The 25,782-nt window shown below is 67.8% G+C and carries 22 protein-coding genes and 1 pseudogene; 7 read left to right on the top strand and 16 right to left on the bottom strand.

All coding sequences use genetic code 11. From position 1 onward, the window contains the following. The first annotated feature begins 782 nt into the window (after positions 1 to 782). Together VAR608DRAFT_RS01020 and VAR608DRAFT_RS01015 are read left to right on the top strand one after the other, a co-directional pair. Positions 783 to 1,511 (top strand): ThiF family adenylyltransferase, encoded by a 729-nt coding sequence (locus VAR608DRAFT_RS01020; protein WP_088952375.1) that lies wholly within the window; start codon positions 783 to 785, stop codon positions 1,509 to 1,511. Then, the gene (locus VAR608DRAFT_RS01015) at positions 1,505 to 2,017 is read left to right on the top strand and encodes a Mov34/MPN/PAD-1 family protein (protein ID WP_088952374.1); all 513 of its coding nucleotides are present in this window, start codon (positions 1,505 to 1,507) and stop codon (positions 2,015 to 2,017) included. The genes VAR608DRAFT_RS01020 and VAR608DRAFT_RS01015 overlap by 7 nt, the downstream gene beginning before the upstream one ends. Before the next feature lie 75 nt (positions 2,018 to 2,092). Here VAR608DRAFT_RS01015 and VAR608DRAFT_RS01010 read toward each other — a convergent pair whose 3' ends face one another. Beyond that, entirely contained in the window at positions 2,093 to 2,500 is a 408-nt protein-coding gene (locus VAR608DRAFT_RS01010) for a hypothetical protein (protein WP_088952373.1), read from the bottom strand. A gap of 232 nt (positions 2,501 to 2,732) precedes the next feature. On the opposite strand from VAR608DRAFT_RS01010, the pseudogene VAR608DRAFT_RS01005 reads away from it, so the two are divergent. Beyond that, positions 2,733 to 3,377: pseudogene (locus VAR608DRAFT_RS01005) on the top strand (ATP-binding protein); the annotation flags it as partial. A gap of 31 nt (positions 3,378 to 3,408) precedes the next feature. Next, positions 3,409 to 4,641: an MFS transporter gene (locus VAR608DRAFT_RS01000; protein WP_088952372.1), complete on the top strand. Its 1,233-nt coding sequence runs from the start codon at positions 3,409 to 3,411 to the stop codon at positions 4,639 to 4,641. Here VAR608DRAFT_RS01000 and VAR608DRAFT_RS00995 read toward each other — a convergent pair. The 12 genes from VAR608DRAFT_RS00995 to VAR608DRAFT_RS00940 form a co-directional block, all read right to left on the bottom strand. After that, positions 4,638 to 5,822 (bottom strand): fumarylacetoacetate hydrolase family protein, encoded by a 1,185-nt coding sequence (locus VAR608DRAFT_RS00995; RefSeq protein ID WP_088952371.1) that lies wholly within the window; start codon positions 5,820 to 5,822, stop codon positions 4,638 to 4,640. The genes VAR608DRAFT_RS01000 and VAR608DRAFT_RS00995 overlap by 4 nt on opposite strands. A gap of 94 nt (positions 5,823 to 5,916) precedes the next feature. Beyond that, complete coding sequence (locus tag VAR608DRAFT_RS00990; protein WP_088952370.1) at positions 5,917 to 9,645, bottom strand: molybdopterin cofactor-binding domain-containing protein; 3,729 nt, start codon at positions 9,643 to 9,645, stop codon at positions 5,917 to 5,919. After that, positions 9,642 to 10,190: a (2Fe-2S)-binding protein gene (locus tag VAR608DRAFT_RS00985; RefSeq protein ID WP_088952369.1), complete on the bottom strand. Its 549-nt coding sequence runs from the start codon at positions 10,188 to 10,190 to the stop codon at positions 9,642 to 9,644. The genes VAR608DRAFT_RS00990 and VAR608DRAFT_RS00985 overlap by 4 nt, the downstream gene beginning before the upstream one ends. Then, positions 10,187 to 10,918, bottom strand: coding sequence for a bifunctional nicotinamidase/pyrazinamidase (pncA, locus tag VAR608DRAFT_RS00980; RefSeq protein WP_088952368.1), 732 nt, complete (start codon positions 10,916 to 10,918; stop codon positions 10,187 to 10,189). The genes VAR608DRAFT_RS00985 and pncA overlap by 4 nt, the downstream gene beginning before the upstream one ends. Positions 10,919 to 10,949: 31 nt before the next feature. Then, the gene (locus tag VAR608DRAFT_RS00975; RefSeq protein WP_088952367.1) at positions 10,950 to 11,684 is read right to left on the bottom strand and encodes an ABC transporter ATP-binding protein; all 735 of its coding nucleotides are present in this window, start codon (positions 11,682 to 11,684) and stop codon (positions 10,950 to 10,952) included. After that, the gene (locus tag VAR608DRAFT_RS00970; protein ID WP_088952366.1) at positions 11,681 to 12,484 is read right to left on the bottom strand and encodes an ABC transporter ATP-binding protein; all 804 of its coding nucleotides are present in this window, start codon (positions 12,482 to 12,484) and stop codon (positions 11,681 to 11,683) included. Before VAR608DRAFT_RS00970 ends, VAR608DRAFT_RS00975 begins: the two co-directional genes overlap by 4 nt. Then, complete coding sequence (locus VAR608DRAFT_RS00965; RefSeq protein ID WP_088952365.1) at positions 12,481 to 14,397, bottom strand: ABC transporter permease; 1,917 nt, start codon at positions 14,395 to 14,397, stop codon at positions 12,481 to 12,483. Before VAR608DRAFT_RS00965 ends, VAR608DRAFT_RS00970 begins: the two co-directional genes overlap by 4 nt. Positions 14,398 to 14,417: 20 nt before the next feature. Then, positions 14,418 to 15,626 carry an ABC transporter substrate-binding protein gene (locus VAR608DRAFT_RS00960; protein ID WP_088952364.1) on the bottom strand — a complete coding sequence of 403 codons (1,209 nt, stop codon included), beginning with the start codon at positions 15,624 to 15,626 and terminating at the stop codon, positions 14,418 to 14,420. A 49-nt stretch (positions 15,627 to 15,675) separates the two neighbouring features. Continuing rightward, positions 15,676 to 16,260, bottom strand: a complete 585-nt coding sequence (locus tag VAR608DRAFT_RS00955) for an amino acid synthesis family protein (protein WP_088952363.1) — start codon at positions 16,258 to 16,260, stop codon at positions 15,676 to 15,678. Positions 16,261 to 16,300: 40 nt separating this feature from the next. Next, on the bottom strand, positions 16,301 to 17,023 hold the full coding sequence (locus VAR608DRAFT_RS00950) for an amino acid synthesis family protein (protein ID WP_088952362.1): 723 nt from the start codon (positions 17,021 to 17,023) through the stop codon (positions 16,301 to 16,303). A 21-nt stretch (positions 17,024 to 17,044) separates the two neighbouring features. Continuing rightward, on the bottom strand, positions 17,045 to 17,968 hold the full coding sequence (locus tag VAR608DRAFT_RS00945) for a UPF0280 family protein (protein WP_088958536.1): 924 nt from the start codon (positions 17,966 to 17,968) through the stop codon (positions 17,045 to 17,047). A 2-nt stretch (positions 17,969 to 17,970) separates the two neighbouring features. Next, positions 17,971 to 19,590: a 6-hydroxynicotinate reductase gene (locus tag VAR608DRAFT_RS00940; RefSeq protein WP_088952361.1), complete on the bottom strand. Its 1,620-nt coding sequence runs from the start codon at positions 19,588 to 19,590 to the stop codon at positions 17,971 to 17,973. A gap of 248 nt (positions 19,591 to 19,838) precedes the next feature. On the opposite strand from VAR608DRAFT_RS00940, the gene VAR608DRAFT_RS00935 reads away from it, so the two are divergent. From VAR608DRAFT_RS00935 to VAR608DRAFT_RS00925, 3 genes are read left to right on the top strand one after another with little or no spacing between them, the layout of a single operon-like run. Next, entirely contained in the window at positions 19,839 to 20,612 is a 774-nt protein-coding gene (locus VAR608DRAFT_RS00935) for a ferredoxin--NADP reductase (protein WP_088952360.1), read from the top strand. 14 nt (positions 20,613 to 20,626) lie between these two features. Then, positions 20,627 to 21,391 carry a TetR/AcrR family transcriptional regulator gene (locus tag VAR608DRAFT_RS00930; protein ID WP_088952359.1) on the top strand — a complete coding sequence of 255 codons (765 nt, stop codon included), beginning with the start codon at positions 20,627 to 20,629 and terminating at the stop codon, positions 21,389 to 21,391. Continuing rightward, entirely contained in the window at positions 21,337 to 22,536 is a 1,200-nt protein-coding gene (locus tag VAR608DRAFT_RS00925) for an amidohydrolase family protein (protein WP_088952358.1), read from the top strand. The genes VAR608DRAFT_RS00930 and VAR608DRAFT_RS00925 overlap by 55 nt, the downstream gene beginning before the upstream one ends. 17 nt (positions 22,537 to 22,553) lie before the next feature. Here VAR608DRAFT_RS00925 and VAR608DRAFT_RS00920 read toward each other — a convergent pair whose 3' ends face one another. Genes VAR608DRAFT_RS00920 through VAR608DRAFT_RS00910 form a run of 3 tightly spaced genes read right to left on the bottom strand, consistent with a single transcriptional unit; the run spans position 22,554 to position 25,673 of the window. Next, positions 22,554 to 22,952 carry a GtrA family protein gene (locus VAR608DRAFT_RS00920; protein ID WP_088952357.1) on the bottom strand — a complete coding sequence of 133 codons (399 nt, stop codon included), beginning with the start codon at positions 22,950 to 22,952 and terminating at the stop codon, positions 22,554 to 22,556. Continuing rightward, positions 22,949 to 23,911: a glycosyltransferase family 2 protein gene (locus VAR608DRAFT_RS00915; RefSeq protein WP_088952356.1), complete on the bottom strand. Its 963-nt coding sequence runs from the start codon at positions 23,909 to 23,911 to the stop codon at positions 22,949 to 22,951. Before VAR608DRAFT_RS00915 ends, VAR608DRAFT_RS00920 begins: the two co-directional genes overlap by 4 nt. Beyond that, a complete protein-coding gene (locus VAR608DRAFT_RS00910; protein ID WP_231973100.1) occupies positions 23,895 to 25,673 on the bottom strand; it encodes an ArnT family glycosyltransferase in 1,779 nt (592 codons plus the stop codon). The genes VAR608DRAFT_RS00915 and VAR608DRAFT_RS00910 overlap by 17 nt, the downstream gene beginning before the upstream one ends. Positions 25,674 to 25,782: the final 109 nt, after the last annotated feature.

Genomic DNA, 25,782 nt, shown 5'->3' with positions numbered 1-25,782 from the left:
AAAACCGTCGAGGGTAGGAGGCCCGGGGTTGCGTTCTCTACGCAGCACTGCCGGTGGGACCAGCGCCCTTGTTATGGGGCGCCGTCACGGCGGTCACGATCGCCGAAATGGCCGGTCACGATCCCGAAACGGTCGGTCACGATGAGCCGAAATGCAGGTTCGGTCACGATGACCGAAATGCGCGGTCACGATGCCGAAATCGGCGGTCACGATGAACCGAAATACGCAGGAAACAGCGCGCGACCGTCCCAGAGGATCGGAAGCAGTGCCTAAGCATAGTGGCGCCGAACCAGCCCAGCCGTGAGATCGCGTGTTACTTCGACGTTGCAGTTGGCAGGTACATCTTCGGTGAGAGCAAGGAATCCCTTGTCCGATGGCTTCGGAATTTCGGGCTGAATCCGGCAGACAGGGAGATCTCTCCGACGTGGCTACTGAAGCTTTCTCGCCCATGGGTTCCTCAGGAGTTCCCAACGCTGGGACGGGATATCGCAAACGCCCTGCCGTCAGAAGTACAACGTCGCGTCTTCGTCGCTGGTAGAGCTACCGCCCTCCTATTCGAGGCGACCACGGAAACCGGGCCTGTTTTTGCTTCCGTTGTTCTTGAGGGCGCAAAGGAGCGCGAACTCTCGAATGGTTTTAGACACATCAGCCGGGTACCACTTGAGAACATCGTCGGATCCTTCTCGGCACGCGCCGTGAGTCGAATTCCGGTTTCGCGCGCAGACGGGGCGTGGATTCATGGGAGAGATCACAACCCTTCATACACCGTCCTCGCAACACGAATGGTGGCGATTGTCGGCTGCGGCGCAGTTGGCGCGGCTGTCGCCAAACTGCTCGCGCAAGCTGGCGTGGGGAAGATGCTCTTGATCGACCACGATAGTCTCACCACGGCGAACGTCGGACGACATCCGCTTGGTATCGAATACGCCGGTCTGAACAAGGCCATGGCCCTTTCGGCCGCGCTCCGCAAGAGCTTTCCGCACCTGCAATTCGACGATATCTTTCCAAAGCGTTTTGAACGCCTCTCTCGTCCCGACCGAGAGAAGCTGGGGAGTGTGGACCTGATCGTGTGCGCCGGCATCGACTTTGATGGGGAGTCCGCCCTCGATGCCTGGCGAACCAGCCTCGATCAACCGCCCGCCTTGGTGAGTACTTGGGCGGAAGCCTTTGGTACCGCAGGGCACGCCGTGCTTTTGTATGGCAAAACATCTATTCGTCCCGCCTTCGACGAGTCGGAACTGCCGCTCATGCGCCTTACCGATTGGCCTGACGGTAGCGGTACTTTGATCGTAGAAGCTGGGTGTGGGAACGTGTTTCAACCCCACGGCGTGGTCGACCTGCATCCAGTCATAGGCATGGCGGCAAGCCTGGTCGTGGATGCCCTCACCAACAGAGCACCTACGTCCTGCCGGCGCTATTGGCTTGGCGATCGAACTCAGGTTCTGTCAAACGGAGGTACGCCACTGCTCGCGTTCAACGAAAGCAAGGTAGTTCGGGAGGTGGCATGGTGATAAGCCGGCTTGGACGCAAGTTGCAACCTACCGGGGACGTTACAGCAACCTGCCCCGCGACCGACCAGCGAATCATCCTCCAAGTACCGGTGGTCGCGTACGTTCAGCGTCACCGCCAGATCAGTTCGGACGCAAGCGAAGCGGGAGGTCAACTCTTCGGAACACTCTCCGCTGAAGCACTGATCATTCAAGCTGCTTCGGGCCCCTACACAGGGGACGAACGATCGAGATATCGGTATCGCTCGAATCCGCGTGCCGCCCAAGAGGCGATCGAGCAGCACGCAAGGCTCGGCCGTCTATATCTCGGTGAGTGGCACACCCACGCCGAGGATAGGCCGAGTGCATCCTCACTGGATGTTGACGCCATGAAGCGGCTGATCGCGAATTCGGGCCTCAACAGCAGCGCTCTGTTGATGCTCATCGTGGGTCGCAGAAAAGGCGCCGAAGGACTTGCTCTTTGGACCGCGACGCGGGGCGGAGAGACCCAGTGGACCATTTCCAGCTAGTTCGCAGAACTCGACGCCTTGAAGGCGCCCGGCGCGCAGACCGCCTCCTTCCGATCTGCCCTACTAGGTGTTTGCTCAATGAGACTCCGCAATGGCCATGGCCCAGACACGGCTCATCGGGACTCCCTGTTCCAGGGCGATCCGCGGCGACAGCCCGTTCAGGGCCGACGCCGGAGTCTCCATGAAGCTGAGCACCTGCCATCCATCCGTCGTTCCGAGCTCATTACCGACAACTTGGATCGCGGGCCAAACCAAGGGATCGAACTGCCAGCGCGGGAAGGCCATCGCTCGTCCAAGAATTCCGATGCACCTCCCGGTTCGAACCCAGCCGACGACCGTCGACTCATCTATTTCCATCAACGACGCTGCTTCGCCAAGGCCGATCATGTCTGCGGCGCGCAGCCGATCGCGTTGGTACCGGCGCCCTGCCCGGAGCAATCCAGCGGTCGTCTTGGTGGTCGCGTAGAGATCTTTGGCAGCCATTGCGGCTCCTGAAAGTGCCGACGAACTGAAGACTACAACCGTGCCGGCCGCTGCAAGACTCTTTTTTGGGCGCACACAGCCCTAAGCGCAAGATGTCATCGCGCTCGTAGGGTCATCGGAGCCCAGACGTTCATCACGACAATTCTTCTTATTTATCAACCACTTAGAAGCGTCGTCGTCAAATTTAGGGCGTAAATTTGATGGATTTCCGGCCTAACTTTGAACGAACTCACCCGGTGAGATCTCGCTCGCGCACCACGGCGTGCTGTTCCTCGACGAATTCCCCGAGTTCTCGCGCACGGCGCTCGAGGCCCTGCGCGAGCCGCTGGAGACCGGCACCATCACGATCGCCCGCGCCGCGCGGCGCTCGGAATTCCCGGCGCGCTTCCAGTTGATCGCGGCGATGAACCCCTGCCCCTGCGGCTACCTCGGATCGACGCTCAAGGCCTGCCGCTGCACGGCGGATCAGGTGTCGCGCTACCAGGGCAAGCTCAGCGGGCCGCTGCTCGACCGCATCGACCTGCACATCGAGGTACCCGCGGTCTCGGCCGAACAGTTGCTGGGCACGCCTGCCGGCGAATCGACCGGCGCGATCCGCGAGCGCGCCGTCGGTGCGCGCGAGCTCGCGCTGGCGCGGCAAGGCAAGACCAACCACGCGCTGCAGGCCGCCGAGATCGACCGCCACGCGTCGCTCGCGCCCGACGCGCTGAAGTTCATGCATACGGCGGCGGCGAAGCTGGGCTGGTCGGCGCGCAGCACGCACCGGGCGCTCAAGGTGGCGCGCACGATCGCGGATCTGGCCGGATCGGAAGCCATCGAGGTCGCGCACGTCGCGGAGGCGGTGCAATACCGGCGCGCGTTGCGCGCTGCAGCTTAGTTAGGCGGCGGGGCCGCTAAAGTCGGCAGCCATGGGCTCGCCCGCAACGACAACCTCCGCATCCATCCCCTACGACCGCCGCCTCGTCGCCCTGCTCTCGGTGGGCCAGCTCATCACCTGGGGCAGCGTCTTCTACATCTTCGCGCTGCTGATGGAGCCGGTGGAGCGCGAACTCGGCCTCGGGCGCGCCCAGTCGTCGCTGGCCTTCAGCCTCGCGCTGCTGGCCGAAGGCGTGATGGCATGGCCGGTGGGCCGCTGGATCGATCGCGGCCACGAGCGCGCGGTGATGACCGGGGGCTCGCTGTTGATCGCCGTCGGCCTGCTGCTGCACAGCTTCATCGACAGCGCTGCCGCGTTCTACGCGGTGTGGCTGCTGCTCGGCGGCGCGCTGGCGGCCACCCTGTACAACCCGGTGTTCGCGATCGTGACGCGGCGCTTTCCGAATGACTTCCGGCGCGCGATCATCACGCTCACCTTTCTCGGCGGACTGGCCAGCACGGTCTTCATTCCGCTCGGCGCGTGGCTCATCGCGCAACTCGGCTGGCGGCACGCGCTGTGGGTGCTGGCGGCGATCCATCTCTGCCTCTGCGTCCCCTTGCACGCGCAAGTGCTGCGCGATGCGCCGAGGCCTGCGCATCGACCGGCTTCCGGCCCGGCCGCCACGACGCGCCCGGCTGCACACTACCTGCGCAGCCTTCCGTTCCTGATGGTGGGCCTCTTCACCGTGCTGCTGATGGCGGTGACCGCCGCGCTGCCGCCGCACATGGTGAGCCTGCTGCGCGGCACGGGGCTGCCCGAGGCCTGGGCGATCGCGGTGCCGGCCAGCATCGGGCTGGTGCAGGTGCTCGGGCGCGTGCTGCTCTTCTTCTTCGAGCATCACTTCGACCTGCATCTCGCGAACCGGGTGATCCCCTGCCTGATTCCGCTCGGCCTCGTCACGCTGATCGCGGGCGCGGGGCATCCCGGGGCGGCGCTGTGGTTCGTGCTGTTCTACGGCATGGGCAACGGGATGCTGACGATCGTCAAGGGCACGGCGATCGCGCAATACGTCAATCGCGAGCATGTGGCCACGCTCAATGGGGCACTCGGGCTGCCGAGCGCGATCGCCCGCGCGCTCGCCCCGTTGCTGCTCGGGCTGCTGTGGACGCCCGCCGGTGGCTACACGACCGGCCTCTGGATCCTGCTCGTGGCGAGCGTGATCGCGGTCTTCGCGCTGCTCGGTGCGCAGCGCTGGCGCCTGCGCCAGGGCCTGGGGCTGAGCTAGATCAGCCCTCGCCCCGCCAGATTGCGCATCAGCGCGCCGATGCCGAAGGTCCAGCGCGCCGCGTTTTCGGCATGCACCACCCGGTTCTCCAGCGCGCCGAGTTCGGGCGCGGAGATCGTGACCCGGTCGCCCACCACGTGCGTGAAGCCTTGACCGGGGCCGTGACGGTCCTGAGTGGGCGCAAACATCGTGCCGAGGAACAGCATCAGCCCATCGGGATAGGCATGGTGCGGGCCGATGGCCTGCGACACCAGGTCGAGCGGGTCGCGGCTGATCTTCGAGAGCGAGCTCGACCCGTCGAGCGTGAAGCCCTCGGGCCCGACGACGCGCAAGCCCACCGTGATGCGGCGCACGTCCTCGATGCCGAAGTGCTCGTCGAAGAGCCGGATGAAGGGGCCGATCGCGCAGGAGGCATTATTGTCCTTGGCCTTGCCCAGCAGCAGCGCGCTGCGGCCTTCGAAGTCGCGCAGGTTGACGTCGTTGCCCAGCGCCGCGCCGAGCGTCTGGCCGCGGCTGTTGACCGCCAGCACCACCTCGGGCTCCGGGTTGTTCCACACCGAGCCCGAATGGATGCCGACGTCCGCGCCGGTGCCCACCGCCGACAGCACCGGCGCCTTGGTGAAGATTTCCGCGTCGGGGCCGATGCCGACCTCCAGGTATTGCGACCACGCGCCCTGCGCGATCAGCACGTCCTTGACCTTCGCGGCCTGCGGCGAGCCGGGCACGATGCCCGCGAGGTTGTCGCCGAGCAGGGCGCCGAGCGCCGCGCGGATCGATTCGGCCTTGGACGCGTCGCCGCGCGCCTGCTCCTCGATCACGCGCTCCAGCAGGCTCGCGATGAAGGTGACGCCGCTGGCCTTTAGCGCCTGCAGGTCGCAGGGTGCGACGAGCCACGGGTGCCGGCTGTCGCGCTTCGCTTCGTCGCTGTTGGCGAGCGCGGCTTCCAGCGAGGCGACGCGCTGGGTCATCTCGTCGCGCAAGGCCTGGCGCACCGCGCCGAGCGGATCATCCTGCTCCAGCAGCTGGCTCATCGTCGCCGCGACACGCGACAGATCGTGCAGGCCGCCCTCGCGCACCGCCACCAGCACCGGGCCGATGCCGGGCATCCAGAGCCGGCCGACGAGGGTGGCGCGGGCGGCATCGCGAGGCAGGGACTGGGCGGACGAAAGCGGCGAGGTCATGCGGGAGTCTCCAGAAGTGATGGGCCGGTGCTTCGGCCTCTTGCGTTTGCGGATCGTACGGGAGAGCGCCGATTTCGTGGCGCCTCATGGTGCTTCATGGCGCCGCGTGGGCACCGCTGGCCGCACGCACCCGAGCGACGCTGCCGCGCAGGTCTTGCCATGGCGGCTCCTGCGGCGCGAAGCGCGCGCGCATGTAGCCGGCGAGTTCGGCGATCTGCGCATCGTCGAGCACCTCGCGAAAGGCCGGCATGAAGCCGATGTCGCGTGCGGCCGGCTCGCGCACGCCTTCGAGGATGGCTTGCACCAGGTTGTCGGGCCGTACGCTCGTCAAGTTGCTGTTGAGCGCGAGCGGCGTGTTCACGCCCAGCAGCGTGGGGCCGTCGCCATCGTGATGGCAGGCGGCGCAGGCGCCCTCGAACATGCGCTGGCCGGTGCCGAGCAGCTGAGCTTGCCCGGCAGCCGCGCGGGCAACCGCCTGCTGCGCCTGCGCGGACGCGGCCTCGTCCGACAGCCTGGGGTTGAAGGACGCGAGATAGGCCGCCATCGCGCGGATGTCCGAATCGGGCACGGCCGCGAGCTCGCGCACCACCTGCGCCATCGGGCCGCCCGCGACGCCGTGATGCCGGGCGTGGCCATGGCGCAGATAGCTGTAGAGCGCATCGGCATTCCACGGCACCGCCGAGGTCGAGAGCGCGCTCAACGCTGGCGCTTCCCAGCCTTCCACCATCGCGCCCGACAGGAAGGCCGCGCCGCCCTGCTCCGCGCCGAGCGCATTGCGCGGCGTGTGGCAGGCGCCGCAGTGGCCGAGGCCGTTGACGAGGTAGGCGCCGCGATTCCACTCGGCGCTCTGCGCCGCCACCGGCTGCATCGGCAAGGGATCGTGGAACAGCGCATTCCATCCCGCCATGAGCGGGCGGGCGCTGAACGGGAACTTCAGCTCGGCCGCCGGTGTTTCGGCCCGCACCGCCGGCAGCGACATGAGGTACGCGTAGAGGGCCTGCAGGTCGTCGTCGCTGGTCCTGGCGAAGGCGGTGTACGGAAAGGCGGGATACAGGTGATGGCCATCGCGCGAGATGCCTTCGCGCATCGCGCGCTGGAAGGCGCTGAAGGACCAGCGGCCGAGGCCCGTCTCTGCATCCGGCGTGAGGTTGGTGGTGTAGATCGTGCCGAAGGGCGTTTCCATCGCGCGACCGCCGGCGTTGGGCGCACCGCCCGGCGCGGTGTGGCAGACCGCGCAGTCGCCGAGCGCCGCGAGCATGCGGCCGCGCTCGATCGTCGCGTCGCTGTAGGCCGGCGCGCTGAACGACACCGGCGCGATCGCCGGGCGCCATCCGAGCAGGCCGGCGACGGCGCCGATCGCGCCGACGAGCAGCGCGCCGGCGCCGGCCCAGAGCCCGCGTCGGCGCGGCCATGGCGCATCGGCGGGCACCGCGCGCGGCTCAGCCTCGTGCGGTTCTGCTTCTGCGGGCGGCGGCAGCGGATGGAGCGCCGCCCGCACCACCTCCGGCGTGAACGGCGGCGCGCGAAAGCGCACACCCGTCGCATCGAAGATCGCATTCGCGATCGCCGCCGTGCCCGGCACCGATGCCGATTCGCCCGCACCCAGCGGCGGCTCGCCGGGCCGCTGCATGTGCACGACCTCGATGACCGGCACTTCGCGGAAATTGATGATCGGGTAGTTGCCCCACTCCCGGCTTGCAACCACGCCCGGGGGCGAGACGCCGGGCTGCAGCTGCGTGCCCGGCTCGGCCTGTTCCGCGAAGCGCACGCGCTCCTTCAAGGCGCGGCTGGTGGTCTGGATCACGTTGCCGTGGATCTGGTGCTCGACACCCGCCGGATTGACCATCAGCCCCGCGTCGTGCCCGACCACCACCCGGCGCACATGCACCTCGCCGGTCTTGCGATTGACCTCGACATCGGCGACCCACGCCGACCACGCGGCGCCGAAGCCGGGCCACTTGCTGTGCACGTAGCGCGCATAGGCGAAGCCCTGGCCGAAGAGGATGTCGCCGCCGGGCCCCACGCGCGCGTCAGCGCGCCTTGAAGGGTGATCGCCATCGGCATCCTCCTGCGGCCCGGTGCGCATGCGCCAGCCGGCCTTCTGCGCGGTCTCGCGCACCAGGTCCGCCGCGCGCGGATCGTGCAGATGGCGCAGCCGGAACGCGACCGGATCGACGCCGGCCGCGGTCGCCAGTTCGTCGATGTACGACTCGTGTGCGAACGAGCTCGGCAAGGCCGAGACGCCGCGCAGCCACGAGGCGCGCACGATCGGCGCCATGTCGTTGACCTTCACGCGCAGGTTGCCGTACGAATAGGGAGGCCGCGCGGTGCGGTCGCCCATCTCGAAGGCCTGCGCGACGGGTTCGACGGTGCGTGTCAGCAGCAGCGCGAGCGTCGGCGCGCCGTTCGACGGATAGGAGGTCTCGTAGTCGTAGCCGGCGACATTGCCGTCCGCATCGAGCCCGCCGCGCACCTGCATCAGCTGCGCCGCACCCTTGGGCTCCCAGGCATGCTCCTGCTCGCGCGTGAGCTGCACCCGCACCGGCGCGCCGACCGCACGCGACAGCAGCGCAGCGTCGGCCGCGACGTCGTCGGCGCCGTTGCGGCCATAGCAGCCGGCGGCCTCCATGCGCACCACGTCGATCTGCACGTCTTCGAGCCCCACGAGCTTGGCGAGATCGGCGCGCAGCACATGCGGGTTCTGCGAACCGGCCCACACGCGCAGCCTGATGCCACCGCCATCGCCGGGCTCCCAGTGCGCGAGCGCGCACGAGGGGCCGATCGACGCATGCATCTGGTAGGGCCAAACATAGGTGCGCGGCATCGGCTGCGCGGCCTGGGCGAGCGCGCCGTCCACGTCGCCTTCGTCGACCAGCAGGCGCTGCGTCGCGGGATTGGCGCGCAGCGCGCCTTCGAGGTCGTCGAGCGATGGAAGCCCGGGCCAGGGCTTCCACTGCACGCGCAGGTCGCGCAGCGCCTGTTCGGCCTCTTCCTCGCGCTGTGCGACGACGCCGACGAAGTCGCGAATGACCACCACCGCGCGAATGCCGGGGATGTGGGCGATCGACGATTCGTCGACCGACTCCAGCGTGTTGCCGATGAAGTCGCCATGGTCTGCGCCGGCGTACGGCGGCCGCACCACGCGCCCGTGCAGCATGCCCGGCACGCGCATGTCGTGCACGAAGACGAGCTCGCCCGCGAGCTTGGCCGGGATGTCGACACGGGGAATGCGGCTGCCGACGATGCGGTAGTCGGCCGGGTCTTTCAGCCGCGAAACGGTGTCGAGTTCGAGCACGGTGCGCGCATCGGCGACCAGTTCGCCGAAGCCGAGGCTGAACGCCGGATCGTCGCCCGCATGCACGCGACCATCGCGTACCGCGAGCAGCGAAGGCTGCACGCCCAGCCGCTCCGAGGCCTGCGCGACGAGCCATGCGCGCGCCTGCGCCGCCGCGTGGCGCAGCGGGCCGGCGTGGATCTGGATCGATGCGCTCGCGATCGTCGCGCCCTGGTTGGGCGCGCGCGCGGTATCGCCGAGCACCATGCGCACCTGCGCCAGCGGCACGTCGAGTTCCTCGGCCACGATCTGCGACAGCGCGGTCTGGATGCCGGTGCCGAGGTCGACATGGCCGTTCAGTGCGGTGACGCTGCCGTCGTCCCAGACCGCGAGCAGCACCTCCGGCCCCTCGGCCGGATTGCCGGCGATCAGCGCGGGCTGGCCCTTGGCCTGCGGCGGCGCGGGCGGCGTCTCGCGCATGATGACGAGCACGCCATCCGCATCCAGGAATTCGCTGCGCGTGCGTGGCAGGTCGGCGCGCCGCGTCACGAGTCGGCGCCTCCGGCCAGCGACAGTGCGGCGCGCTGCACCGCGGCCACGATCTCCACATGCGTGCCGCAGCGGCACAGGTTGCCCGAGAGTTCGCTGCGGATGCGCGCTTCGCTCGGATTCGGCTCGCGCGCGAGCAGCGCGGCCGCCTGCATCACCATGCCGTTCAGGCAATAGCCGCATTGCGCGGCCTGTGCATCTTCGAAGGCCTGCTGCACCGGGTGCCAGCGTTCGCGCGGCCGCGCCGCCGGGCCGCCCCAAGGCGCGGCAGCCCCCTTGGGGGGTGGCGAGGACACGAGAGTGCCGAGCTTGGGGGCCACGTCCGGAAGTCCTTCAAGGGTGGTGATTGCGCGGCCGGCAACGCAACGCGCCGGAATCACGCAGGCGCGCGCGGCCACGCCATCGACCCACACGGTGCAGGCCCCGCATTGCCCGAGCCCGCAACCGAATTTGGGGCCGTTCAGCCCCAGGTCGTTGCGCAGCACATGCAAAAGCGTCGCCTCGCGGGACGCGGGGAGATCGACGCTGCGTCCGTTGACCCTCACACGGTTTCGATGTCGGCGGACTGGATGCGCTTGACGCCCTTCGCGTTCATCTGCTTCCACGCGGCGGCCAGCGAGCCGTTGAGATCGATCGCGCGCGTGGCGTCCTCGATCACGTAGACGTCGAAGCCGGCCTTGCGCGCGTCCATCGCGGTCCAGGCCACGCAGAAATCGGTCGCGAGCCCGGTCACGAACACGGTCTTGATGCCGCGCCCCTTGAGGTAGCCGGCGAGCCCGGTCGCTGTCTTGTGGTCCGCTTCCTCGAAGGCCGAGTAGCTGTCCATCCCCTTGTGGAAGCCCTTGCGGATAATGAGCTGCGCGGTCGGCAGCTTCAGGTCCTTGTGGAGCGCGGCATCGTCGGTGCCCTGCACGCAGTGGTCGGGCCACAGCACCTGGTTGCCGTAGCTCAGCTTGGTGGTTTCGAAGGGCTTCTTGCCCTCGTGCGCGCTCGCGAACGACGCATGGCCTTGCGTGTGCCAGTCCTGCGTGACCACGATGTTCTCGAACGAACCCGCGAGCTTGTTGATCAGCGGCACCACCTCCGCGCCGCCCTTCACCGGCAGCGTGCCGCCGTCGACGAAGCAGTTCTGCACATCGACCACGATCAGCGCCGCATTGGCGCCGGGCTTGATCCTGGCCGCCGCGAACAACGGCGCCGAAGCGCCGAGACCGCCGAGCAGCCCCAGGGCTGCGGCCGACTTCAAGAGGGATCTGCGTTGGGTGTCGTGCATGTTTCGCTCCTCGGGTTGATGAAAAAAGAAATCAGACGCTCAGGTAGGCACGCCGCACTTCGTCGTTCGCGGCCAGCTCGGCCATCGTGGCCTGGTAGCGAATCTGGCCCTTCTCCAGCACATACGCGCGGTCGGAGACCAGCTCGGCGAAATGCATGTTCTGCTCCGACAGCAGGATGCTCACGCCCTGCGCCTTGAGCTCCAGGATCATGTTCGCCATCTGCTCGACGATCACCGGCGCGACGCCTTCGGAGGGTTCGTCGAGCAGCACGAGGTACGGGTTGCCCATCAGCGTGCGCGCCACGGTCAGCATCTGCTGCTCGCCGCCGCTCATGCGGCCGCCCGGGCGATTGGGCATTTCGCCGAGGTTCGGGAAGAGCTTGAAGAGGCGCTCGGGCGTCCACAGCGGCGCATCGGCGCCATCGCTCCAGCGGCGTGCGGCCTGCTTGCCGACTTCGAGGTTCTCCATCACGCTGAGGTCGGTGAACACGCGGCGGTCTTCCGGCACGAAGCCGAGACCGAGGCGGGCCGCCTGATGCGGCTCCGCCTTCGAGATGTCGTGGCCGAGGAAGCGCACGGCGCCGCGGCGCTTGGCAAGCATGCCGATCAATGCCTTGAGCGTGGTGGACTTGCCCGCGCCGTTGCGGCCCATCAGGGCAACGACTTCGCCGCGACGCACTTCGAGATCGACGTCATAAAGGATCTGCGCCGCGCCGTACCAGGCGCACAGCGCCTTGGCTTCGAGCAGGACTTCATGTGAGCTCATGCTGCTTCTCCCACCGCGGCATTCACTGCGGCCGCCTTCTCGGCGATCTTCTCGAAGGTCTTTCCGCTGCCGAAATAGACCTCCTGGACCTTCGGATGGTCGCGGATCTCCAGCGGCTTGCCCTGCGCGATGAGGCGTCCGCGCGCCAGCACGATCATGCGATCGGCATAGGCGAACACCACATCCATGCTGTGCTCGGTGAAGAGCACCGCCATGCCGCGGTCGATGACGAGCTGCTTGGTCAGCGCCATCAGCGAGTTGCGCTCCTTGGGCGCCATGCCGGCGGTGGGTTCGTCCATGAGCAGCAGCTTGGGGCTGTTGGCCATCGCGATCGCGAGCTCCACGCGCTTGACGTCGCCGTAGGCGAGCACGCTGCATGGGCGGTCGGCCTGCGACTTCATGCCGACCTGGTCGAGCAGCGCGAGCGCCTCCTCGCGCTTGTGGTCTGCCGCGCGGCGCCAGGTGGAGAACAGCCTGTGGTCGTGCGACAAGAGCGCCATCTGCACGTTCTCGACCACGGTGAGCGAGGCGAAGGTCTCGGCGATCTGGAAGGTGCGGCCCACGCCCAGGCGCCAGATCTCGCGCGGCTTCTTGCCGACGAGTTCCTCGCCACCCAGCAGGATCGAGCCGCGATCGGCCTTCAGCTGCCCGTTGACCATGTTGAAGGTGGTGGACTTGCCCGCGCCGTTCGGCCCGATGAGCGCCAGCAGTTCCCCCGGCGCGAGATCGAAGCTGATGCCGTCGACAGCCTTCACGCCGCCGAAGGACTTGCCGAGTTCTGCAACTTTGAGGAGGCTCATGCCTTCGCTTCCTTGAGTTCGGCGGCTTCCGCGGCATGCCGCTTGCGGTCGAAGAGCTGCTTGGCGAACCCCGCGATGCCCTGCGGGAACAGCAGCACGAGCAGCAGGATGATGCCGCCCAGCATCGCGCGCCAGTAGTCGGTGTTGCGCGCCACGGTGTCGTGCAGCCAGGTGAAGGTCACGGCGCCGACCACCGGGCCGGCCAGCGTCTGGATGCCACCGAGCAGCACCATCACGAGGCCATCGACCGACTTGCCGACGCTCAGCGATTCCGGCGAGATGCTGCCCTTGGAGAAAGCGAACAACGCGCCCGCCAGACCGGCGGCGATGCCGGCGATCACGAAGGCGGCCCATTGCATGCGCTTGACATCGATGCCGATCGCATCCGCGCGCAGCGCCGAGTCGCGCCCCGCGCGCAGCGTGTAGCCGAAGGGCGAGAACAGCACGCGGCGCAGCCACAGCACGCCCGCGCCGACCAGCAGCAGCGTGAGCCAGTAGTAGGCCCGCTTGTCCGCGAGCCATGCCGACGGCCAGACGCCGGTCAGGCCGTTGCTGCCGCCGGTGAAGCTGTCCCACTGGTAGGTGACGGCCCAGGTGATCTGCGAGAAGGCCAGCGTGAGCATCGCGAGGTAGACGCCCGAAAGGCGCACCGCGAACCAGCCGAAGACGAAGGCGCCGACCGCGGCCACCAGCGGCGCGACGATGAGCGCGAGCTCCATCGGCATGCCGCTCGCGCGCACCAGCAGCGCCGCGCCGTAGGCGCCGAGGCCGAAGTACGCCGCGTGGCCGAAGGAATGCATGCCCGCCGGACCCATGATGAAATGCAGGCTGGTCGCGAACAGAGCGGCGATCATCAGGTCGATCATCAGCACCGTGGTGTAGGGCGAGTCGGCCGTGACCAGCGGCATCGCGGCCAGCACCAGACCGAACACGCCGGCCGCGACGAGGTAGGTCCTGCTGGGACGGCGCAACGGCTCCTCCTGCATGCCCACGTAGCGGCTCGGCGCCTGCGGCCGGCCCATGAGCCCCCACGGGCGCCACACGAGCACCACCGCCATCACGAGGAAGTCGACCACCAGCGTGAGCTTGGAGAACGAGATGCTGAGGCCGAACACATCGACCACGCCGAGCCAGATGCAGATCGCCTTGATCTCCGCGATCAGCAGCGCGGCAACGTACGCGCCGGGAATCGAGCCCATGCCGCCGACCACCACGACGACGAAGGCGGCGCCGATGGTGTTGAGGTCCATCTCGAGCGTGGCCGGTTCGCGCGGCAGTTGCAGCGCGCCGCCGAGCCCCGCCAGCAATGCGCCGAGCGCGAACACCGCCGTGAAGAGCCACGCCTGATTCACGCCGAGCGCGCTGACCATCTCGCGGTCCTGGGTCGCGGCGCGCACCAGCGTGCCGAAGCGCGTGCGCGTCAGCAGCATCCACACGAGGCCGAGCACCACCGGCCCGACGACGATCAGGAACAGGTCGTACGAAGGAAACTGGCGCCCGAGGATCGACACCGATCCCGCGAGCCCCGGCGCGCGCGGGCCGAGCAGTTCGTCCGGCCCCCAGAGCCACAGCACCGCGTCCTTGATGACGAGCACGAGCGCGAAGGTCGCGAGCAGCTGGAAGAGCTCCGGCGCCTTGTAGATGCGGCGCAGCAGCACCACCTCGATCAGCGCGCCGAGCACGCCGACCGCGAGCGCCGCGAGCACCAGCGCAGGCCAGAAGCCGAGGCCGCCGCCCAGCCGGTCGACCAGCGTATAGGCCACGTAGATGCCGACCATGAAGAACGAGCCATGCGCGAAGTTCACGATGCGCGTGACGCCGAAGATCAGCGACAGACCCGCCGCGACGAGAAACAGCGACGACGCGCTCGCCAGCCCGTTGAGAAGCTGGACGATGAAACCGGAAAAGCTCATGACCCGTTCGCCTCAGTTGCTCAGTCAGCCCGGCCCTTCTTGATCTCGGCAGCGGAAGGCTGGTACTTCGCATCCGCGCCGTCGAGGTAGACGTAATCGACCATCACACCCTTGCCGCCTTCGTTCTTGGTGCGGCCGACGAACGCGCCCATGGTGGACTGGTTGTCTTCCGGGCGATAGGTGATCTTGCCGAACGGCGTGTCCACCTGCAGGCCCTTGAAGGCCGCGACCAGCTTTTCAGGCTCGGTGCTCTTGGCCTTCGCGATGCCCGCGGCAGCCGACTTGACCATCGTGTAGCCCACCACCGAGCCGAGGCGCGGATAGTCCTTGAACTTGGCCTGGTAGGCCTGTTCGAACTTCTTGTGCTCCGGCGTGGTGATGCCGTACCACGGGTAGCCGGTCACGATCCAGCCGGTGGGCGCTTCGTCCTTCAGCGGGTCCATGTACTCGGGCTCGCCGGTCAGCACGCTGACCACGTCGCGGTCCTTGAACAGGCCGCGCGTGTTGCCCTCGCGCACGAACTTCGAGAGGTCGGCGCCGAAGAGCACGTTGAAGATCGCATCGGGCTTGGCATCGGCGAGCGCCTGCACCACGCTGCCGGCATCGACCTTGCCGAGCGGCGTGGCCTGTTCGGCGACGAACTCCACATCGGGCTGCGCAGCCTTGAGCAGCTGCTTGAACGCCGCGACTGCCGACTGGCCGTACTCGTAGTTGGGGTAGACCACCGCCCAGCGCTTCTTCTTGAGCTTGGCCGCCTCGGGCACCAGCATCGCAGCCTGCATGTAGGTGCCGGGACGCAGGCGCACGGTGTAGGCGTTGCCGCCCTGCCAGGTGAGCTTGTCGGTCAGCGGCTCGCCGGCGAGGAAGAAGAACTTCTTTTGCTTGGCGAAGTCGGCGACGGCGAGGCCGGTGTTCGACAGGAAGGTGCCCGCCAGGATGTCGACCTTCTCGCGCGACACCAGCTCTTCGGCCACGCGCACCGCATCGCCGGGGTTGGCGTTGTCGTCGCGGCTGACGAGCTCGATCTTCTTGCCGTTGACGCCGCCTTGCGCGTTGATCTCGTCGATCGCGAGCTCCATGCCCTTCTTGTAGGGCTCGAGGAAGGCGGGCTGGGCCTTGTAGCTGTTGATCTCGCCGATCTTGATCACGCCCTGCGCATGCGCGGGAACGAGTGCGGTGACGAGCGTGGCGACGGCAGCCGCGGTGAAGGCGAAACGCAGTGGGGTCATCGGGAACTCCTCGAGGTCGATTGCAAAGAAACGAATGGTGGCATGCGGCTCAACGGAGGCCGTCGACGCCCTTGATCTCGGACACTTGCAGGCCGCCGATGCGCGGCAGCGGACGGCCGCTGTCGGTCACCGCGACCGCGACGACGATCTCGTTGGCGCGCGGCGCATCCGACACGCGCGCTTCGACCGCGTCGAAATGGCTGCGCACGAAGGCGGCGTCCTTGTGGCCCAGCGGCACGTCGATCGCGGTGCCGAGCGTGCCGCGCTTCTTGGCCGAGGGCACGAGCGCTGCGCCCTTCTCCACCGCCGCGCGCAGCGGTGCGCCGAGCTTGGGATGCAGGATCGCCGCAGCATGTTCGAGCTCGCCGGCCTCGCCGACGATCGCGGCCTTGCCGTAGCTTTGCGCCTGGCCGGGTTCGATGCCGAGCGCGGCGACCGCCTTCCGGCCGAGCAAGGCACCGAGTTCTTCGCCGATGTCGATGAGCTCGTCGAGCGATTCGCTGTAGCGGCCCGCGTACGGATTCTCGATCACGGCGATGGCGACGGCGCGGCGCGTCGGCGGCTCGATGGTCTTGCCCATTTCCTTGCGGGTCTCATCGACCTGGATGACGAGCTTGCGGATGTTGGCGGTCATGGTTTTCTTCCTTGTGTCTCTTGGATGCGGAACGGCGCGCTCAGCGCAGGCCATCCCATTTGCTGATGTCTTCGGCACGCAGACCACCGACGCGGTCGTGCACGCGGTAGCCGGTGCTCATCGCGAGGATGAAAACGATCTCGTCGGCCGCCGGTGCACCGGGCACACGCACTTCGAAGGCATCGAACTGGCCGCGCACGTAGCTGGCATTGATGTTGGTCAGCGGCACGTCGAGCGTGGCGCCGGGCGCGCCGACCTTCTTGGTGGACGGCACGATCGCGAGCGCATTGCCGGGCTGGCCGGTCTTTTTGGCGCCGGGCCGCCCCAAGGCAAAAGCGGCCCCCTCGGGGGGCAGCGAGGACACGGAGTGCCGAGCGTGGGGGCTCGCATCCTCGGCCTTGCCCTGGCGGTACGCATCGCGGTCGCCTTTCCAGCCGAGCAGCTCGCGCATCGCATAGCCGCCGGGCACGTGCCACAGCGCGCCGTGCTCGAGCTCGCCGGCCGCGCCGACGATCGCGCCCTTGCCGTAGGTGGCGATCCGTTCGACCGGCACGTCCATCGCGGCGCGCAGCCGGTGCGCCATCTCGAGGCCCACTGGATCGAGCAGCTTCATCATCGGAAGGATGTCGGGCTCGTAGCGGCCCGCGAAGGGATTGGTCAGCACCGCGGCGATCGCGCCACGCACCAGCGGCGTCGCGGCGCGGGGTCCGAACTCATGGTGGATGGTCTCGACCTGGGTGAAGACACGGCGTATATCGATCATGAAAACAAGTCCTGCTTTTCGTTAAGCAAATACTGAACCAACTGCATCGCCGGCGCCAGCGGCCGCCCTCTGCAGCGGCAGTGCCGTCGCCCGCGAGCTTAAGGGCTGAACCAGGCGCCATTGCCCCTGGCAAACCAGCACCGCCGACGCCACCAGACCCATGCGCTGCAAGGCCTCGGCACGTGCAACGCCCGCATCCAGTGCGCGCTGCACCTGGGCGGGCGCGAGGGCCTCGACGTCGCGCGTGACGAGCAGATCGCGAAGGTCGCTGTCGTCCTTGCATTCGTTGGCCGGAAGACGGTGGATGCCACGGTCCTCGACGTTCACCGCGTTCGCGATCACGGTCGCTGCGGCATCGGCTTCGGCCGCCGTGGCGGCGAGCACGGTCACGCTGTCCGCGATGCCGAGCGAGAAGCTGCGCCCGCGCCAGCCGCTGGTCGCGACGCCGCGCACCGGCATGTCCGCAGTGACCTCGAACTGGCCGTCGGTCGCGAGCGGACCGGTGTCGCGCAGATCGAATCGCGCGAGGTCCGCGAACAGCCCGACGCGCACCGAATGGCCCGGCGCGAGATGGAGCGCGATGTCGCCGCCGTTGTTGATCCATGCGCGCTCGATGCCCGGGCGATGAAAGAAGGCGATGAGTTCCTGCGCGACCGCCCCCGCCACCGCGGCCATCGGCGTGATGAAGCCGGCGCTGAACGGCGCGCAGGCCTGCCACATGCGTTGCGCGATGGGTCCGCGAAGCGGGCATTGCGCATCGACCGGCTGGCGCAGCAGGGCGAGCTCGCCGACGAGCTCATCGAGCACGGTGCCAAAGCGCCGCCACGCGAGCTCGTGCGCCACCGCCACTTCCACCGCATCGCCATGCGCTTCGGCCACGATGTCGATGGGGCCGTGATTCAGATGCCAGCGGCCACCATCGAGCGCGGTGCGTCGTGCGCTCATCATCAACCCAGCATGGGAGGTTGGCCGAGCGGCCACGGATTGGCCGCGTCGATGCGCTGCCACTGGCGCGCGAGCGGCGCGCCATCGTTGTGCCAGGCGCCGCGCGCCAGCGCCTGCTCGATCGAGAACACATGCTCCATGTGGCCGCCGAGCGCCTCGTAGTCGCCGCGCCGCATGCTGAACTCGATCGGCGCAACGATCGCCGGCGTCGGCACGGTGCCGAAGCTGTTGTCGGGCATGCGCATCACGTCGACCATCACCGTGATGCCGCCGCCGGGCCACACGTAGGCCGGCGCGCCGCCGCAGGTCACGTTGACCAGCGCGCGCTTGATGGCGCGCGTGAGCAGCACCGGGTTCTCGGTCACGCCCGCGCGCAGGCTGCCGCCGGCGCCACCCAGGAACAGCACGGTGCACAGCGAGGGCTCGCAGTTCTCGCCGATGCGGTCGACGATGCGGCGCACTTCCTCGGGCATCTCCTGCTCGACGGGGTGCAACTGCTCGTCGAGCACGTACCACTGCGCATGCTCGCCGGTGGTCGAGGTCATCAGGAGCTTGAGGCCCGGGCGCGCGACGCCCTCTTCCCAGCCTTCGATGATCGACAGCGGATCGCTGATGTCGGTGCCGCCCCATCCGGTGCCCGGATTCGCGACCTGGAAGTAGCGCCCCGGCGTCGATTTGCGCCCGCGCATCCGGATGCCCGAGGCCGGCATGTCGAGGCAGCGCCCGGCCTGGTGCTCGGTGAGCACGCCGGTGATGTGGTCGTCGACCACCACGACCTCGTCCGCATGGCCGAAGAGCTGGCGCGCGAAGATGCCGATCGCCGCCGAGCCGCAGCCCACGCGCATGCGCTGCTCCAGGACGCCGTTGACGATCGGCGCGCGGCCGGCCTGGATCACCATGCTGGCGCCGCCGTCGATCACGCATTCGACCGCCTTCTTGTTGCCGAGCAGCTGCATCAGCTCCGCGGTCATGCGGCCTTCCTTCTTGCTGCCGCCGGTGAGGTGGTGCACGCCGCCGAGCGAGAGCATCTGCGAGCCGTATTCGGCGGTGGTGACATGGCCGACCACCTCACCCTTGTAGCGGACGTTCGCCTGCTCGGGACCGAGGAAGCGGTCGGTGTCGATCTTCACCTTGAAGCTGCAGTAGCTGAAGATGCCCTCGGTCACCACGGTGACCATGTCCACACCCTGGGCCTTGGACGCGACGATGAAGGGCGCGGGCTTGTAGTCGGGGTAGGTGGTGGACGAGCCCACGCCGGTCACAAAGACCTCGTCGGTATGGAGGAGATCGCCGTTCCAGTCCGGCGACTTTTCGCCGGCGCCCGCATCGCCGGCGGCCTCGGCGCCGGCCTGCGCGAAGGGCACGAGCACCGGCGTGTCGCCGGACAGCTCGCGGCGCAGCAGCACCACCGGATCGATCCGCACCAGCACGCCCTCGCGGTTCGCGTAGCGGTCGCAGGCACCGGTGCGCCCCTCGGAAATCTGGCACAGCACGGGGCAGGCATTGCACTCGACCTTGCTCGCGCTCATGCGCTCGTTGCGCAGCGGCGAGCGGCCGGTGGCCTCGGGCAGCACGGGCATGTCCATGCCGGGCAGTCCGTCTGTTTTCGTGTGTTCGGTCATCGCGGGCTTCTCTTGAAAATCAGGCCGGCGGGAGTGCAACAACCGTGCCCGATACCCGCTTGTGCCGAAGGTGGCGTTTGTGTAGCATTCCCTAAACTTTCATGTGGCAAACACTACATTGAAGGTCAATGTAGCAAACGGGCCCGATGCTTGCAATGGTGTTTTCGTGAGCCTTGCCCGCGAGCCGACGGGCGTCGCCGACAATAGAGGGTTCGCTTCTTTTCAGTCCTTCACCATTTCCGACCCTTATGAGTGCATTCAGCGAAGAACGAGTGTTGAGCGTCCACCACTGGACCGACCGGCTGTTCACCTTCACGACCACGCGCGACCCGGCGCTGCGTTTCTCCAACGGCCACTTCACGATGATCGGGCTGAAGGTCAACAACAAGCCGCTGCTGCGCGCCTACAGCATCGTGAGCCCCAACTACGAGGAGCACCTCGAGTTCCTGAGCATCAAGGTGGAAGAAGGGCCGCTCACCTCGCGGCTGCAGCACATCCAGGTGGGCGACACCGTCATCGTCGGCCGCAAGCCCACGGGCACGCTGCTCATCGACTACACGCTGCCGGGCAAGCGCCTGTACCTGTTCGGCACCGGCACCGGGCTGGCACCGTTCATGAGCATCATCCGCGACCCCGAGACGTACGAGAAGTACGAAAAGGTCATCCTGGTGCACGGCGTGCGCCAGGTGGACGAGCTGGCCTATCACGACCTGGTGATCGACCACCTGCCCAAGCATGAATTCCTCGGCGAGATGGTCGAGAAGCAACTGCTCTACTACCCGACGGTGACGCGCGAGGAGTTCCGCAACATGGGCCGCATCACCGACCTGATCGAGAGCAACAAGCTCACCGACGACCTCGGCCTGCCACCGCTCAACCCGGCCGAAGACCGCGTGATGCTCTGCGGCAGCCCGGGCCTTCTTGTCGACTTGAAGCACATCCTCGAGGGACGCGGCTTCAAGGAAGGCAATACGAGCACCCCCGGCGACTACGTGGTGGAACGCGCCTTCGCCGAAAAGTAAATCGTCTGCCGCGAATGTCCGAGCGCAAGGCCACGACCGCCCGCCCCCAGCGCCGCACCGGCGTACGCGAAGCCGCGGCGCAGGCCACGCGCGAGAGCATCCTGCGCGCGGCGACGAAGGTGTTCGCCAGGTACGGCTACGACGGCGGCAGCGTCGAGAAGATCTCGAAGGCCGCGAAGTCGTACGACCGGATGATCTACTACTACTTCGGCAGCAAGGAAGGCCTCTTCATCGCGGTGCTCGAAGGCATCTACCGGCGCATGGACGAAGCCGAGGCGGCGCTGGACCTCGACGCCTCGCGGCCGGTGGAAGCGCTCACCGCACTGATCCGGTTCGTGCTCGGCTACTACCGCAAGAACCCCGACTTCGTCACGCTGCTCAACACCGAGAACCTGCACAAGGGTCGGCACATCGCGAAGTCGCTGCGCGCGCGCGAATACTCGTCGCAGGCGATCTCGATCATCCGCGAGATCATGGCCAGCGGCGTCGCGCAGGGCCTGTTCCGCGCCGACGTGGCACCGCGCGACCTCTACCTGCTGATCGCGTCGACCGGCTACTTCTACATGTCGAACCGGCACACGCTCACCGCCTTCCTCGGCGAGCCGCTCGAAACGCAGGAAGCCGTCGCGCATTGGGAAGACTTCGTGATCGAGACCGTGCTGCGCACGGTCGATGCCGGAGCCCCTGACGAAGCATCAGTTTCACCTCACGATCAGGAACAGAAATGGCAGAAGTCGCAAGCACCGCAAAGTCAGGCAAGGTCGTCATCCGGAACATAGGTCTGCTGCTCTCGGGCGACATCGACAAGCCGATCCTCGATGCCGACACCATCGTCGTCAACGACGGGCTGATCGTCGCGGTCGGCAAGGAGAAGGACTGCGACACCGAAGGCGCGAAGACCCTCATCGACGCGAAGAAGACCTGCGTCGCGCCGGGACTGATCGACAGCCACGTGCACCCGGTCGCGGGCGACTGGACGCCGCGCCAGAGCCAGCTCAACTGGATCGAGTCGAGCCTGAACGGCGGCGTGACCACCATGATCTCCGCCGGCGAGGTGCACTACCCCGGCCGGCCCAAGGACATCGTGGGCCTGAAGGCGCTGGCCATCACCGCACAGCGCGCCTTCGACGCCTTCCGCCCGGCCGGCGTGAAGGTGCTGGCCGGCGCGCCGGTCATCGAGAAGGGCATGGTCGAGAGCGATTTCAGGGAACTCGCCGAAGCCGGCGTCGGCCTGCTCGGCGAAGTCGGGCTGGGCTCGGTGAAGGCCGGCTACGAGGCCAAGGAGATGGTCGCCTGGGCGCGCAAGTACGGCATCCAGAGCACCATCCACACCGGCGGGCCGTCGGTGCCGGGTTCGGGCTACATCGACAAGGACACGGTGCTGGAGGCCGACGCCGACATCATCGGCCACATCAACGGCGGCCACACCTCGCTGCCGGAGGCGCATGTGTGCGAGCTGTGCGAGAAGAGCTCGCGCGGCATCGAGATCGTGCACAACGGCAACGAGCGCACCGCCGTGGCCGCGGCCAGGGCGGCGATCGACCTGAAGTGCCCGCACCGCGTGATCCTCGGCACCGACGGGCCGGCGGGATCGGGCGTGCAGCCGCTGGGCATCCTGCGGATGGTGTCGCTGCTGTCGTCGTTCGCGAACATCCCGGCCGAGCTGGTGTTCTGCTTCGCCACCGGCAACACGGCGCGCATGCGAAATCTGAACTGCGGCCTGATCGAGGCGGGCCGCGCGGCCGACTTCGTGTTCCTGGATCGCGCACAGCACACCGCCGGCAAGACCCTGCTCGAAAGCGTGCAGCTCGGCGACATCCCCGGCGTGGGGATGGTGATGATCGACGGCATCGTGCGCTGCGGCCGCAGCCGCAACACGCCGCCGGCCACCGAAGTTCCAGAGGTGGTTTCAGGCGCGCACTGAGGCGCCTCTCCCCCTGTTCAGTGCTCGCGCGCGGCCCGGAAGACGAAGTACCGGGCCGAGAGGAAGTTCACCACCAGCCCGGCCCCGCTTCCGACCGCCACGCCGAGCGCCGGACCCCACGAGCCGCTGACCCAGTGCAGCGTGAGCACGTAGGCCGCGTAGTTGACCAGCGCGCCGCCGAGCATCGTCAGCATGTAGTGCGCATATTCGCGCACGATCGAGGCGCCTGACTGGCGCGCGCGGAAGGTGTAGTGCCGGTTGAGCAGCCAGGTGGCGGTCGCAGCCGCGATCCAGGACAGCACCCGCCCGCCATACCAGCCCAGATGCGGCGATGCGAGGTAGAGCACGCCCACGTCGACGACGAAGCCGATCGCACCGACGACCGCGAAGGCCAGGAACTCCTTGCCGATCTTCATGGCTGCACGCGGTGCCGCACGCCCGGGATCGAGAGGTAGCGCAGCCGCTTGGCCTCCTGCCGGCCGATGGTCACGGTGTGCAGCACGATGCCGCAGACGAAGGACAGCATCGCCATCAGCATGGTGCCGGTCACGAGCACGGCGGTCGGAAAGCGCGGGACCAGGCCGGTCTGGAGGTAGGTGACGACCAGCGGCTCGGCCAGCACGAGCGAGATCAGCACCAGCACGGCCGCCACGCTGCTGAAGAACTGCAGCGGCCGTTCGCTCACGAACAGCTTGAAGATGGTCCGCAGGATGCGCCAGCCGTCGCGGTAGGTCGACAGCTTGCTCTCGGAGCCCTCGGGGCGCGAACGGTAGAGCCCCGGCACTTCCGCGAAGGGCATGCGCAGTTCGAGCGCATGCACCGTGAGCTCGGTCTCGATCTCGAAGCCCTTCGACACCGCGGGGAACGACTTGGCGTAGCGCCGCGAAAACACGCGATAGCCCGAGAGCATGTCCTGAAGGCGCCCGCCGAAGAGGCGCGCGACCGCGCCGGTCAGCAGGCGGTTGCCGAAGCGGTGGCCCGGGCGATAGGTCTGCGAATCGTCGCCCGCGTCGACGCGCGAGCCGACCACCATGTCGAGGTTGCCTTCGACCATCCGGTCGATGAGGCCGCGCACGCCGCCGAGGTCATAGGTCGCATCGCCGTCGACCATGACGTAGATATCCGCCTCGACGTCCGCGAACATGCGGCGCGCGACGTTGCCCTTGCCGCGCAGCGGCACGTGGGTGACGAAGGCGCCGTGCGCGCGCGCCACGGCCGCCGTGTCGTCGGTCGAGTTGTTGTCGAACACATGGATCTCGGCCTCGGGCAGTGCCGCGCGGAATTCGTCGATCACCTGCCCGATCGCCAGCGCCTCGTTGAAGCACGGGATCACTGCGGCAATGCGCAGCGGTGGCAGATCAGGGTGTTCTGTCATTTCGATACTGGCGAATGCGATAGGCCTTTGCATTGTCTTTCTCGTACATGAGCGCGAATTGCTCGTGGAAGCCCGGCTGGGCCTCGAGGTAGGTCGCCGTGGGCAGCGACACGGCGATGGCCTCGAAGCCCTTCTCGGCAAGCTTTCGCGCATAGTCCGCGGGCGGGAAGAGGATGAAGTCCGAGTAGCGCCACGGCCCGATCGTGTCGCCCCAGACCGGGCTCGGCCCGTAGTAGGTCGCCTCGCTCAGCGCGATCTGGTAGACGTGGCCCGTCGCATGCTCGCGCAGGTAATTCATCACCGCGTAGCCCGGCACGTTCTTGCGCAGGAAGGCTTCGCGCTGCTGTGGCGTGACCGCGATCATCGACACCTTTTCGCGCGTCTTGTGAAAGACAAGGCCTACGCCGGCTGCCAGCAACAGGATGGCGAACCAGCGGCCTGCACGGTCGAGTCCACCGCTGCGGTCGTGCTCGGGCATCTTCCGGCGCAGCCTGGCGGCAATGCCGCCGAACACCGTCTGCCAGCCCACCGCGGCCGTCAACGCGAAGAGCGGAAAAGCCGAGGTCAGGTAGCGCGGATAGCGCGAGGTCAGGCTCCAGACGAAGAGCGAGTAAAGGCAGAACACCGCAGCGGCCCGCAAGGCGGCGGAGCGCTTCCAGTGCGCGCTGAAGGGCACGGCCAGCAACGCCCAGATGAGCGGGCTCGGCAGCGCGGCGTGGTCGCGCACGTCCTGCAATTGCAGGCGATAGTCCGCGGCGTTCCAGTTGGTGAAGCCGAAGACGCGCGCGCCGATCGGGTTGAAGGGGTCGCCGGTCATGATCGCATTGCGCGCGTACCAGTACACGCAAGGGATCAGGAAGCACAGCAGCGCCAGCGCCAGCACGCGCGGACGGCGCTCGTGCCAGAGAACGAACACACCGACGAGCGGCAGCACCGTGAGCGCCTGGTACTTGGACCCGGCCGCGATGCCGAGAAAGAAGGCCGCGAGCGCGAGCCAGCGTGAACCATGGGGCGGCGGCGCTTCGCGCCACCACCACAGCGCCGCGCAGGCCGCGAGCACGAAGAGCGCCACGCTGGTGTCGATGAGCGCGCCCGTGTAGTCGCCCATGGCGAGCCAGATCGCCGCGCCCACGCAGGCCACCACGCGGTTGACGTGCAGCACGCCGAGGCGATAGACGATCAGCACCGAAGTCCAGCCCGCAAGCGCATTGATCAAGTGCGGAAAGACGTCGTTGCCGACCATCAGCGCGCCGGCATAGAGCAGGTTGTAGTTGTACGGGAACCAGGGATAGCGCAGCCACTCGTAGACGCCGAGCCTGCCGCTGCCCGCAACCTCGCGGGCGTACGGCAGGTGGTACATCAGTTCGTCGAACGCGGCCGGCGGCGCGAGCGGCGCGGCCAGCGTGGTGACCGCAACCAGCGCGAGCGCGATCATCCCCATCTTCTCGAGCCACGACAGCGCGGGCGGCACCTCGCGCATGCGCAACTGCCGCAGCCACGCCGGAAGCTGCGCAATCGCCACGGCGACGCCGAGCGCGACCATCGTCACCACGACCGTGGGCGTGAACCGGCCCGCGATGCCGAAGGCCTGGAAGAGGCAGATGAAGATGCCGAGGCCGGTCGTGACGGCCATCGCGGCCTCGAGCCAGACGTCGCTGCGCACGGGCGTGCCGAAGCGCGCGAGCACCGCCCGCCCCAAGCCCCAGCAACTGGCGACGAAAACGGCCAGCGCCGCGTAATGCGCGGCTGCAAAGATGATCATTAGGCTCGCCCCCAGGCTGCGCGCACTTCGTGTCGCTTCGCCAACCCCCTACCGGGGGCGCTGCCGGTGGCCCGGCAAAGCCGGTTCCACGGCAGCCTGCGAACGGGCG

It is taken from the genome of Variovorax sp. HW608 (genome assembly GCF_900090195.1).
Classification (GTDB): domain Bacteria; phylum Pseudomonadota; class Gammaproteobacteria; order Burkholderiales; family Burkholderiaceae_C; genus Variovorax.
This window is presented reverse-complemented; position numbering and strand designations above follow the sequence as displayed.

Coding starts and splice junctions, on each gene's coding strand:
- VAR608DRAFT_RS00935 (WP_088952360.1), top strand. CDS start 19,839: ATGAGTGCATTCAGCGAAGAACGAGTGTTGAGCGTCCACCACTGGACC.
- VAR608DRAFT_RS00965 (WP_088952365.1), bottom strand. CDS start 14,397: ATGAGCTTTTCCGGTTTCATCGTCCAGCTTCTCAACGGGCTGGCGAGC.
- VAR608DRAFT_RS00940 (WP_088952361.1), bottom strand. CDS start 19,590: ATGACCGAACACACGAAAACAGACGGACTGCCCGGCATGGACATGCCC.
- VAR608DRAFT_RS00970 (WP_088952366.1), bottom strand. CDS start 12,484: ATGAGCCTCCTCAAAGTTGCAGAACTCGGCAAGTCCTTCGGCGGCGTG.
- VAR608DRAFT_RS01015 (WP_088952374.1), top strand. CDS start 1,505: ATGGTGATAAGCCGGCTTGGACGCAAGTTGCAACCTACCGGGGACGTT.
- pncA (WP_088952368.1), bottom strand. CDS start 10,918: ATGCACGACACCCAACGCAGATCCCTCTTGAAGTCGGCCGCAGCCCTG.
- VAR608DRAFT_RS00930 (WP_088952359.1), top strand. CDS start 20,627: ATGTCCGAGCGCAAGGCCACGACCGCCCGCCCCCAGCGCCGCACCGGC.
- VAR608DRAFT_RS01020 (WP_088952375.1), top strand. CDS start 783: ATGGTGGCGATTGTCGGCTGCGGCGCAGTTGGCGCGGCTGTCGCCAAA.
- VAR608DRAFT_RS01010 (WP_088952373.1), bottom strand. CDS start 2,500: ATGGCTGCCAAAGATCTCTACGCGACCACCAAGACGACCGCTGGATTG.
- VAR608DRAFT_RS00920 (WP_088952357.1), bottom strand. CDS start 22,952: ATGAAGATCGGCAAGGAGTTCCTGGCCTTCGCGGTCGTCGGTGCGATC.
- VAR608DRAFT_RS00960 (WP_088952364.1), bottom strand. CDS start 15,626: ATGACCCCACTGCGTTTCGCCTTCACCGCGGCTGCCGTCGCCACGCTC.
- VAR608DRAFT_RS00995 (WP_088952371.1), bottom strand. CDS start 5,822: ATGACCTCGCCGCTTTCGTCCGCCCAGTCCCTGCCTCGCGATGCCGCC.
- VAR608DRAFT_RS00910 (WP_231973100.1), bottom strand. CDS start 25,673: ATGATCATCTTTGCAGCCGCGCATTACGCGGCGCTGGCCGTTTTCGTC.
- VAR608DRAFT_RS00975 (WP_088952367.1), bottom strand. CDS start 11,684: ATGAGCTCACATGAAGTCCTGCTCGAAGCCAAGGCGCTGTGCGCCTGG.
- VAR608DRAFT_RS00955 (WP_088952363.1), bottom strand. CDS start 16,260: ATGACCGCCAACATCCGCAAGCTCGTCATCCAGGTCGATGAGACCCGC.
- VAR608DRAFT_RS00950 (WP_088952362.1), bottom strand. CDS start 17,023: ATGATCGATATACGCCGTGTCTTCACCCAGGTCGAGACCATCCACCAT.
- VAR608DRAFT_RS00925 (WP_088952358.1), top strand. CDS start 21,337: ATGGCAGAAGTCGCAAGCACCGCAAAGTCAGGCAAGGTCGTCATCCGG.
- VAR608DRAFT_RS00945 (WP_088958536.1), bottom strand. CDS start 17,968: ATGAGCGCACGACGCACCGCGCTCGATGGTGGCCGCTGGCATCTGAAT.
- VAR608DRAFT_RS00915 (WP_088952356.1), bottom strand. CDS start 23,911: ATGACAGAACACCCTGATCTGCCACCGCTGCGCATTGCCGCAGTGATC.
- VAR608DRAFT_RS01000 (WP_088952372.1), top strand. CDS start 3,409: ATGGGCTCGCCCGCAACGACAACCTCCGCATCCATCCCCTACGACCGC.